Raw genomic sequence first — 9986 nt, 5'->3', positions numbered from 1 at the left:
TTAATTCCGCCTTGGCCGGGGGCGGCGGGCTGAGCGCCAAAGCGGCGGAAGCCGAGCGGGCGCAGGCGTGCGCGGACGGGGATCGGGCCGCTCCGGCGCCAGCATGCCGCCCCCGGGCTGGCGGAATTCATCGGCGGTTCCCTAGGCGCCGCGTTTCGGTCGAGCGCGCCTTCCGTTGCCCCGCACGCTCCCGCGCCCGTCGCACCTCATCGTCGCGGGCGATCTTCTCGACCGCCTCCTCCACGCCGCTTTTGATGCCGAACAACGTCCGGCGGCTCACTACGGGATTGGGGGGCCTGCCTTGGATGTCCGCGGCAATCGCCTCCTGAATCATGCGCCATGTTCTCTCGTCGTCCATATCTGCAGGATATCATGGCCCGCGGAGGCGCGCCGTTCCTATTGATGGAATGAAGAACGTTCCGTGCCCGGCGGCGAAGCGGGATAATGCAGGCGGCGGCAGGGGCTTGCGCACTCCGCGGGAATGCGGGCCCTACGACGAGTCGACGGAAGGCATTCACCATGAGCCCTGATCAAGAGTACGTGCTCAAGACGATCAAACTACGCGACGTCCATTTCGTGCGCTTCTGGTTCCCCGATGTCATGGGGGCCATGAAGTCCTTCGCGGTCAATCCCAACGAACTTGAGAACGCCTTCGAGGAGGGGATGGGCTTCGATGCGAGCTGCATCAGCGGATTCTCCCCTGCGGAGCAAAGCGACATGCTGGCCTTCCCGGATGCCTCCACGTTCCAGATCTTGCCCTGGAGGCCGGACAGCAACTCCGTCGCGCGCATGTTCTGCACTATCAAGACCTCCGACGGGCATCCCTTCGAGGGGGATTCGCGCCGGATACTGCAACGCGCCGTGGAGAAGGCGTCCGATGCGGGATTCATCGCGAACATAGGCCCCGAGGTCGAATACTTCTACCTCGACAACCCCCATGACCGCAACTTGCTCGACAAGGGCGGGTACTTCGATTTGACGTCCCTCGATTCGGGGAGCGACCTGCGGCGCGACACCGTCCTCACGCTTGAGCGGATGGGCATCCCCGTGGAATACAGCCATCATGAGAGCGGCCCGAGCCAGCACGAGGTCGACCTGCGGTACTCCGATGCCTGCAGCATGGCGGACGCGGTGATGACCTACCGCGTGGTGGTGAAGGAGATCGCCGCGAAGCACGGCGTCTACGCGACGTTCATGCCCAAGCCGTTCACGGAGCATCCGGGAAGCGGCATGCACGTGCATATGAGCCTGTTCGACCGCGAGGACCGGAACGTGTTCTTCGACCCGCGCGATCCCGATGGGTACAATCTGTCCTCGACCGCCAAGCAGTTCATCGCGGGCCTCCTGAAATACGCCCCCGAATACTGCCTTGTCACCAATCAATACGTGAACTCGTACAAACGCCTCATGGGCGGGGGGGAGACGCCGCGCTTCATCAGCTGGGGCCGCAGCAATCGCCGCGCGCTGGTACGCGTGCCGGGGTACCGCCCTCGCAAGGAGATGGCATGTCGCGTCGAGCTGCGGATGCCGGATCCCGCCTGCAACCCCTACCTCGCTTTCGCGGTCGCGCTGACGGCGGGTCTTCGGGGCATCGAGGAGTGTTTGCCGCTGCCGGAGCCGGCAGAGGGCGGGGCGGATGCGTGCTTCTCGCGCGACCGGGCTGGCGATCTGGGAAGCCTGCCCACCACGCTGGGCGCGGCGATCGACGCCTTCGAGGGGAGCTCCCTCGCGCGCGAGGTCCTGGGGGACCACGTGCACGAGTACCTGGTGGATGCGAAGCGCCGCGAATGGATGGAATACCTGAGCACGGTAACCGCGTGGGAGCGCGACCGCTGGATGGATGTGCTCTAGCGATGGATCGGAAACGAGTTCTTTTCGTCAGCAACAGCCTGGGAAACTCCTATCGCTTCCAGCAGGCCGTTTCCTCCCTCGATGCCGAGGTGTCCTCCATGAGCACCGTCCAGTTCGACGCATCCCTCGACCGCGGTCTGTCCTGCGATATGGTGGTGTACGAGTACGCGGATGACGCCGATGCGGGCATCGCGCGCATGGAGACTGCGCTTGCGGGATCGTCGAACGTGGCCGTCCTCCTCGTCGTCCCCGATGGCAAGATCTCAGAATTCCATCTTCCCGCCCAGCTGAAAAGCGACTTCATCGTCTCATCCGCGAGCAAGGAGGAATGCGCGGTGCGCGCCCGGCATCTGCTCTGGCCCGGTGACGAGGCGAACGCGTCGGATTTCATCGTCGTAGAGAGCATGACGATCAACTTGGCGACGTACCAGGTGACCATCGGATCGACCCCCCTCGATCTCACCTACCTCGAATATGCGCTGCTGGCTTTCCTCGCCGCCCATCCCAACCGCACGTTCTCGCGCGACGCGCTGCTGCGCCGCGTGTGGGGGTTCGACTACTACGGGGGCAGCCGCACGGTCGATGTCCACGTACGCCGTATCCGCGCGAAGCTCGGACCCGAATTGGCCCAGCATTTGGAAACGGTGCGCGGTATCGGGTACCTCTGGTCCGCGTGATGCCGGCCCCGGGCGCGCTTCCCGCCCATGCAGTATACTTGCCAGTCGAACGCGTCCGAAGGAGCCCGTATGTCCAGGAAAATAGCAGTTATCGATGGAAACTCGCTGATGCATCGCGCCTACCATGCGATTCCGCCCACCATGACCGCCCCCGATGGCACGCCGACCAACGCCGTCTTCGGATTTCTGAGCATGCTTCTGAAGTTCGTCGAGCTGGAGCGTCCCGATGCCATCGTGTGCGCTTTCGACGTGGGCAAACCGAAATTCCGCATCGAGGCGATGGCCCAGTACAAAGCGCAGCGGCCTCCCATGGACGAGGATCTGCGCGTGCAGTTCCCCGCGATGGACGTCATTCTGGAGGCGATGAACATCCCCGTCGTGAAGGTGCCGGGATGGGAGGGCGACGACATCTTGGGCACCATCGCCGCCCGTGACGATGCGGCGGGTTACGAGACGCTGCTGGTGACCGGGGACAAGGACGCCTGCCAGCTTGCGAGCGCCCGAACGCGCATCGTGAATACCAAGAAGGGCATCTCCGACGTGGTGATCTACGACCCGGCAGGCGTGGAGGAAAAATACGGCGTCACGCCCGCGCAGATCCCGGATTTCCTGGGGCTGATGGGGGATTCAGCCGACAATATCCCCGGCGTGCCCGGTATCGGCCCGAAATCGGCTGCGAAGCTCCTGCAGCAGTTCGGCACCATGGAGGGGCTGTACGAGAACCTCGATAAGCTCAAGGGCAAGCAGCTCGAGCACCTGCGCGATAACAAGGAGGCGGCGTTCCTCTCGCGCGATATCGCCACGATCGTCCGCAACCTCGATTTCCCCCTGGATATCGATGGGATCGGCTTTCCCGATTTCGATCCCGAGACCGTGAAGGAGGCGTTCGGCGAGCTCGGTCTGCGCTCCCATCTGAAGCGGCTCCTCGCGCTCACCGGGGGGAACGGCGCGGAGGGCGCGTCGGTCGATTTGGCTTGGGAGGGGTACGCGGTCGGGGCGGAAGCCGCCGCCTTCGCGGACTCTGCCCTCGACGCCGCCGACCGGGAGCACATCGTGGGGGTGGCGTATCGGCTCCCGTCCCAGGAATCCCTCTTCGGAAGCACGCTGAGCGTGGCGATCTCCTCGTCGAAGGGGGCGGCGCTGCTGCGGGGCCAGGATGCGGAGGACGCCTTGCGCCGCGCGCTGACGGCCGAGATGCCGGGTGCGATCGCGGTCTTCGATGCGAAGGATGCGCTGCAGCAGCTCTATCCCGCCGATTCGTCGATTGCGCCGGGCATCACGGAAGACGAGCTGTACGCCGCGCGGCCCATCGACGTCACCCTCGCCGCCTACGTGCTGAACTCGACCACGTTCAAGCACGATGCGCGCGCTCTGGCGGAACTCTACCTCGACGCGGAGCTGCCCGCCGCGAAGAGCGACGACGATGCGGTGGTCGTGGAGGCTGCCGCGCTCCGCGCGATCGCGCGGCCCCTGATGGATGCGCTTGAGGCGGACGGGTCGTTGCCGGTCTACGAGGGGATCGACCTTCCGCTGGTGCCTGTGCTCGCTCAGATGGAGCGCGTGGGCGCCTCGATCGACGCCGACGCTCTCGCGGCGCTCTCCGACGAGTCGGAAGCCCAGATCAAGGAACTCGCATCCCGGATCTTCGAGGAGGCGGGGGAGGAGTTCAACATCGACTCCCCCAAGCAGGTGGGCCATATCCTCTTCGAGGTGATCGGTCTGAAGCCGCGGAAGAAGACCTCCCGCGGATACTCGACCGATGCGAAGGTGCTGACGCAGCTTGCCGAGGAGCATCCGCTTCCCGCGCTCATCCTGCGATACCGCGAGCAGGCGAAGATGAAGGGCACCTACCTGGATGCCCTGCCGCGCCTGCGCAGGCTCGACGACCGCCTGCATACCTCTTTCAACGAGACCGTCACTGCGACGGGCCGCCTGAGCTCGAGCAACCCCAACCTTCAGAACATCCCCGTGCGGACCGATTTCGGCCGCAACGTGCGCAGGTGCTTCGTGCCCAACCGGGACGGGGACGTGTTCATGTCGGCCGACTACTCGCAGATCGAGCTGCGGCTGCTTGCCCATCTGTCCGGCGATGAGCATCTGATCCGCGCGTTCAACGAGGGCGAGGACTTCCATGCCGAGACGGCGGCGCGCGTGTTCGGCGTGCCGGTGGGGGAGGTGGCGCCCGAGATGCGCAGCCGTGCGAAAGCGGTGAACTTCGGCATCGTGTACGGGCAGCAGGCGTACGGGCTCTCCCAGAGCCTGCGGATCCCCTTCGCGGAGGCGCAGGCGATGATCGACCGCTACTTCGAGGCATATCCCGGCGTGCGCACCTACCTGGACAAGCTGGTGGCCGCCGCCCACGAGCGGGGCTATGCGGAGACGATGTTCGGCCGCAAGCGCCACATCCCCGAGCTTGCGGCGCACAACGCCCAACAGCGCAACTTCGGGGAGCGCACGGCTATGAACCACCCCATGCAGGGGTCGGCGGCGGACATCATCAAGATGGCAATGGCGAGGGCCTCGGCCCATCTGCGTGCGCGGTTCCCCGAGGTCGACCTGATGCTGCAGGTCCATGACGAACTCGATCTGTCGGTACCCCGGGCGCAGGCTGCGGACGTGGCCGCCCTCCTGAAATCCGACATGGAGAACGTGGTGGAGCTCGCCGTCCCGCTTGTCGTGGATGTTTCGTATGGAAGCAACTGGAGCGAAGCGCATTAAGGTACCATTGCAAAGCTCGGGTGCAGAAACGCTACAAAGTGGTACTTGTTTCCCACCACCAGGTGCGCCAAGGGCCCGGGTGAACGTGAAAGTTCGTACACATCAAGGAGAAACACGCATGTACGCAATCGTGAAAACCGGTGGCAAGCAGTATAAGGTTGCCGTTGGCGATGTGCTCGAGGTCGAAAAACTCGACGCAGCTGCCGGCGACAAGGTTGAACTGCCCGTCATCTGCACGGTGGCGGACGGCCAGGTCGAGGCGGATCCCGAAAAAGCCGCCCAGGTCAAGGTCGTCGCCACGGTCGTGGAGCAGTTCCGCGGCAAGAAGCAGCTCGTCTTCAAGTTCAAGAAGCGCAAGAACTACAAGAAGCTGCGCGGCCATCGGCAGAGCCTGACCCGCGTCAAGATCGAATCCATCGCTTAAGTCTAGGAGGCGTTAAGTCTTATGGCACACAAGAAAGGCCTCGGCAGCAGCCGAAACGGGCGCGACTCCCACGCACAGCGCCTGGGTTGCAAGAAGTTCGCCGGCGAAACGGTCAAGGCGGGAAACATCCTGGTCCGTCAGCGCGGCACCCACTTCCACCCCGGTGATAACGTCGGCCGCGGCAAGGACGACACCCTGTTCGCCCTCATCGACGGCACGGTCGATTACACCCGCGGCGTGAAACGCAAGGTGCACGTGCGCCCGCTCGCCTAATGGCAAGCGCTCATATACTTGAAATGCAGGGGCTTCCTTCGGATGGGGAGCCCCTTCGATTAGAATAGTGCAGGCTTGGATTCGCTGCAGCGGGCCGTCGCGATGCAAGCGTCGGCCCTCGGGCCCGAGGTTCCGAATCGCGGCGCCCAAAGCAGTGAGCTAGAATAGACGCATCCGGTGCTGTGCGGCGTCGAGCGGTCCGCCGTTCGGCAGAATGGCGGAAGAGCATGTTTATCGACAAGGTTCATATCCACGCGAAGGGCGGCGACGGCGGGGCAGGGTGCATGAGCTTCCGCCGCGAGGCCCATGTGCCCAAAGGCGGCCCCGACGGCGGCGACGGCGGACGGGGCGGCAACGTTGTCGTGCGGGCGGCGGGGGGTGTCTCCTCGCTGATCGATTACCGCTTCAAGCACCATTTCAAGGCGCAGCGGGGCATCCATGGCAAGGGCAGCAAGATGCACGGCGCCTCGGGGGAGGACCTGATCCTTTCCGTCCCCGTGGGAACGGTGGTGCGCGAGTACTTCGACGACGCGCGCGAGGCGGGCGAGCTCATCGCCGATCTCACGCACGAGGGGGACAGCGTCATCGTCGCGCAGGGCGGCGTCGGGGGACGGGGGAACATCCATTTCGTCACGTCCACCAGGCGGGCCCCCGCCTTCGCGGAGCTGGGCGAGCCGGCGCAGGAATGCTGGATCGAGCTCGAGGTGAAGCTCATGGCGGATGCCGCCCTCGTCGGCATGCCCAGCGCCGGGAAAAGCTCGCTCATATCGCGCATGAGCGCGGCCCGGCCCAAGATCGCCGACTACCCCTTCACGACGCTCGAGCCCAACCTGGGCGTGGTGCGCAGTGACGATTACGATTTCGTCATCGCCGACGTCCCCGGACTGATCGAGGGCGCGCACGAGGGAAAGGGCCTGGGCCACGAGTTCCTGCGCCACGTCGAGCGCGCCTCGATGATCGTGCACGTGGTCGATATCACCGGCGGGTTCGAGGGCCGCGACCCGGTGGAGGATTACCGCATCATCAAGCGCGAGCTCGAGCTGCATTCCCCCGAGTTGGCGCGGCGCCCATCCCTCGTTGTCGCGAACAAGGTCGACGTGCCCGGCTTCGAGGATAACATTGCCCGCCTGGAGGACGAGGTGCGCCGCGAATCCCTTGCCGCAGTGGGCGGCAACGAGTTCCTCGACAGCCCCATCGATCCCCGGGTGCGCCGGACGAGCGCGGCGACGGGCGAGGGAATCGAGCAGCTCAAGCGTATCGTGGGCGGCAAGGTCAGCGACCTGCGCTCCGAGCGCGAAGCGGCCTCTGCCGCCACGCCCCATTACGACCATGTGTGGGAGAGCCGACGCCAGGAGCGCGACCGCTGTTTCGAGGTCGTCAAGCTGGAGGCGGGGGTGTACCGGGTTCGGGGGCGCCAGGTGGAGCGCATGGTGGTGCAGACCGACTGGGACAACGAGGAAGCCATCGCCTTCTTGCAACATCGCCTCAAGCGGCTCGGCGTGGATGACGCCCTCAGCGCGGCGGGGGCGCGCGATGGCGACGAGATCCGCATCGTCGGGCGAGCGTTCGAATTCGAATCCGCCCTCACGCATGAGGACATCTACGCGGGGTTGGATGTCTGATGGAATCTGCAGGCCACAGGATCGTCGTCGTGAAGATCGGCTCTTCCACGGTGGTGGACGGATCCGGCGCGGTGAAGCGCGGGTACCTGTCCGCGCTCGCCCGGCAGCTCTCGTCCGTGCGGGATCTGGGCTGGAGCCCCATCGTGGTCTCATCTGGGGCCATCGCCTGCGGTTATCCGCTCATGGGCCTGCATGAGAAGCCCCATGACATCCCCGGGCTGCAGGCGGCGGCATCGGTGGGTCAGGGGACGCTCGCGCGCGCGTACAGCGAGGTGTTCGGCGAGGCGGGGATGCTGTCCTCCCTCGTGCTGCTCACGCGGCATGACACGTCGCGGCGCAGCGCCTATCTGCATGCGCGCGATGCCCTGCTCCGCCTGGTCGATTACGGCGTGGTCCCCATTGTCAACGAGAACGATACGACGAGCGTCGAGGAGATCAGGTTCGGCGACAACGACACGCTGTCCGCCGTGGTCGCCTGCTTGGTCAAGGCCGATCTATGCGTCAACTTCTCCGATGTGGACGGTCTGTTCACCGCCGATCCCTCGACCCACGACGATGCGGTGCGGCTGCCGGTGGTGCATCGCGTGACCGAAGAGGTCATGCACGCTGCGCAGGGGTCGTCGTCCAAGATGGGCACGGGCGGCATGGCGACCAAGATCAAGGCCGCCCGCGTACTCATGGTCGCCGGCATCCCCATGGTCGTGTGCAACGGCTCCGATCCGGGTGTCCTGGTGCGCATCGTGGCCGGCGGGCAGGCGGGCACGCGGTTCGAGGCGGCGGCGAAGCCGCATGAGATCACGAACTACAAGCTGTGGATTGCGCTGGGCGATACGCCCCGCGGCTCCCTAATCGTCGATGACGGTGCGAGGGACGCGCTCGTATCCGGCGGCAAATCGCTGTTGTGCGTCGGCGTGGTGAAGGCGGCAGGTCCCTTCGAGGCGGGCGATATCGTCAATATCAAGAACCAGCAGGGGCACATCTTCGCGCGCGGCAAGGTGAACGCCTCGCATGACGAGGTCGAGCTCGCGCGCGGGTACTCGACGAAGGAGATGGCTGCCAATCGGCTGCTCGCCCCCATGGCGGTGCATCCGTTGGTGCATCGGGATGAATTGGTGGTGTTCGAATGAGCGAACGTACGGTTTGGCAATCGGCCCGCGCGGCCCGCGCGGCAAGCGCGGCGTGCGGTATGGCGGGCCTGGAGGTCCGCAACGCGGCATTGGGGGCGATAGCGGCCGCCCTGCGCGACCGCGCCGCCGACATCGTCGCCGCGAACGCGGTCGATATGGATGCCGCGCGCGCGAAGGGGACACCCGAGCCCCTGCTCGACCGCCTCGCCTTGGACGAGGGCAGAATCGAGGGCATGGCGCGGGGACTCGAATCGCTGGCCGCCCTGCCCGATCCGCTGGGCGAGGTGCAGCGGGAGCGCACGCTCGACTCGGGAGTCCGCCTGCAGCGCGTGAGCGTGCCTCTGGGCGTGGTCGCCATGGTGTACGAGGCGCGCCCGAACGTGACAGCCGACGCCGCGGGCATCTGCGTGAAATCCGGCAATGCGGTCGTTCTACGCGGCGGCAGCATGGCGCTCCGCTCGAACATATGCCTCGCGGCCGTACTGCACGACGCCGCGGTGTCCGCGGGGATGCCGCGGGATTGCATCGTCGCGATCGAGACCGCCGACCGTGCCGCGACCGATGAGCTGCTGCATATGCGGGGGATCATCGACGTGCTCATCCCCCGCGGGGGAGCGGGGCTGATCAGGCATTGCATCGAGCATGCTACGGTACCCGTGATCGAAACGGGGGTGGGCAACTGCCACCTGTACGTGCACGCGTCCGCGAACGTTTCCATGGCCCGCGAAATCGCCGTCAACGCCAAGTGCCAGCGCCCCGGCGTGTGCAACGCCATCGAGACGCTGCTGGTGGACGATGCGATCGCCGAGGAGGCCCTGCGCGAGATCCTCCCCGCGCTCGCATCGCAGGGGGTCGTCCTGCATGCGGATGCCCGCGCTGCCCAAATCGCCCGGGACATGGGCCTTGCGTGCGTTCCCGCCATCGACGCGGATTGGGACACCGAATATCTGGCGTTGGAGATCGCCATCAAGTGCGTCGGGGGCTTGGATGACGCCATCCGCCATATCGGCGCGCACGGCACACGCCATTCGGAGGCGATCATCGCCGAGAACGCCGCCGCGGCGGAGGAGTTCCTTGCCCGGGTGGATGCCTCCTCCGTGTATTGGAACGCAAGCACGCGATTCACCGATGGCGGCGAGTTCGGCTTGGGGGCCGAGATCGGCATCTCGACCCAGAAGCTGCACGCACGGGGTCCGTTCGCCCTCGAGGCGCTTACCACGTGGAAGTACTTGCTCCGCGGAACCGGCCAAGTCAGGCCGTAGCGCCCGAGATTTCGCCGGGTCTGCAGAGGGAA

Annotated in this window: 9 protein-coding genes; 8 read left to right on the top strand and 1 reads right to left on the bottom strand. The window is 65.7% G+C overall.

Features of this window, described 5'->3' with window-relative positions; all coding sequences use genetic code 11:
* Window positions 1-127: 127 nt before the first annotated feature.
* Complete coding sequence (locus tag NOV21_RS03445) at window positions 128-358, bottom strand: hypothetical protein (protein WP_283171759.1); 231 nt, start codon at window positions 356-358, stop codon at window positions 128-130.
* A 161-nt stretch (window positions 359-519) separates the two neighbouring features.
* Between NOV21_RS03445 and NOV21_RS03440 the strand changes: the two genes are divergently transcribed.
* From NOV21_RS03440 to NOV21_RS03405, 8 genes are all read left to right on the top strand, one after another.
* Window positions 520-1851 carry a glutamine synthetase family protein gene (locus NOV21_RS03440; protein WP_283171387.1) on the top strand — a complete coding sequence of 444 codons (1332 nt, stop codon included), beginning with the start codon at window positions 520-522 and terminating at the stop codon, window positions 1849-1851.
* Between the two features lie 2 nt (window positions 1852-1853).
* The gene (locus tag NOV21_RS03435) at window positions 1854-2528 is read left to right on the top strand and encodes a winged helix-turn-helix domain-containing protein (protein WP_283171386.1); all 675 of its coding nucleotides are present in this window, start codon (window positions 1854-1856) and stop codon (window positions 2526-2528) included.
* 69 nt (window positions 2529-2597) lie between these two features.
* Window positions 2598-5246, top strand: a complete 2649-nt coding sequence (gene polA, locus NOV21_RS03430; protein WP_283171385.1) for a DNA polymerase I — start codon at window positions 2598-2600, stop codon at window positions 5244-5246.
* A gap of 118 nt (window positions 5247-5364) precedes the next feature.
* Window positions 5365-5670, top strand: coding sequence for a 50S ribosomal protein L21 (gene rplU / locus NOV21_RS03425; protein ID WP_283171384.1), 306 nt, complete (start codon window positions 5365-5367; stop codon window positions 5668-5670).
* Between the two features lie 21 nt (window positions 5671-5691).
* Window positions 5692-5943 (top strand): 50S ribosomal protein L27, encoded by a 252-nt coding sequence (rpmA, locus tag NOV21_RS03420; protein ID WP_283171383.1) that lies wholly within the window; start codon window positions 5692-5694, stop codon window positions 5941-5943.
* A 227-nt stretch (window positions 5944-6170) separates the two neighbouring features.
* Window positions 6171-7565 carry a GTPase ObgE gene (gene obgE / locus NOV21_RS03415; RefSeq protein WP_283171382.1) on the top strand — a complete coding sequence of 465 codons (1395 nt, stop codon included), beginning with the start codon at window positions 6171-6173 and terminating at the stop codon, window positions 7563-7565.
* Window positions 7565-8692 (top strand): glutamate 5-kinase, encoded by a 1128-nt coding sequence (gene proB / locus NOV21_RS03410; RefSeq protein WP_283171381.1) that lies wholly within the window; start codon window positions 7565-7567, stop codon window positions 8690-8692. The genes obgE and proB overlap by 1 nt, the downstream gene beginning before the upstream one ends.
* Window positions 8689-9954: a glutamate-5-semialdehyde dehydrogenase gene (locus NOV21_RS03405; RefSeq protein ID WP_283171380.1), complete on the top strand. Its 1266-nt coding sequence runs from the start codon at window positions 8689-8691 to the stop codon at window positions 9952-9954. Before proB ends, NOV21_RS03405 begins: the two co-directional genes overlap by 4 nt.
* The last annotated feature ends 32 nt before the right edge of the window (window positions 9955-9986 follow it).

It is taken from the genome of Curtanaerobium respiraculi (assembly GCF_024609215.1).
GTDB lineage: Bacteria > Actinomycetota > Coriobacteriia > Coriobacteriales > Eggerthellaceae > Curtanaerobium > Curtanaerobium respiraculi.
Note: the sequence above shows the minus strand (reverse complement) of the source record. Positions and strands in the feature narration are given on the sequence as shown.

Excerpts from the sequence above, each read along its gene's own strand:
- NOV21_RS03435 (WP_283171386.1), top strand. The coding sequence starts at position 1,854 with ATGGATCGGAAACGAGTTCTTTTCGTCAGCAACAGCCTGGGAAACTCC.
- NOV21_RS03405 (WP_283171380.1), top strand. The coding sequence starts at position 8,689 with ATGAGCGAACGTACGGTTTGGCAATCGGCCCGCGCGGCCCGCGCGGCA.
- rplU (WP_283171384.1), top strand. The coding sequence starts at position 5,365 with ATGTACGCAATCGTGAAAACCGGTGGCAAGCAGTATAAGGTTGCCGTT.
- NOV21_RS03440 (WP_283171387.1), top strand. The coding sequence starts at position 520 with ATGAGCCCTGATCAAGAGTACGTGCTCAAGACGATCAAACTACGCGAC.
- proB (WP_283171381.1), top strand. The coding sequence starts at position 7,565 with ATGGAATCTGCAGGCCACAGGATCGTCGTCGTGAAGATCGGCTCTTCC.
- polA (WP_283171385.1), top strand. The coding sequence starts at position 2,598 with ATGTCCAGGAAAATAGCAGTTATCGATGGAAACTCGCTGATGCATCGC.
- obgE (WP_283171382.1), top strand. The coding sequence starts at position 6,171 with ATGTTTATCGACAAGGTTCATATCCACGCGAAGGGCGGCGACGGCGGG.
- NOV21_RS03445 (WP_283171759.1), bottom strand. The coding sequence starts at position 358 with ATGGACGACGAGAGAACATGGCGCATGATTCAGGAGGCGATTGCCGCG.
- rpmA (WP_283171383.1), top strand. The coding sequence starts at position 5,692 with ATGGCACACAAGAAAGGCCTCGGCAGCAGCCGAAACGGGCGCGACTCC.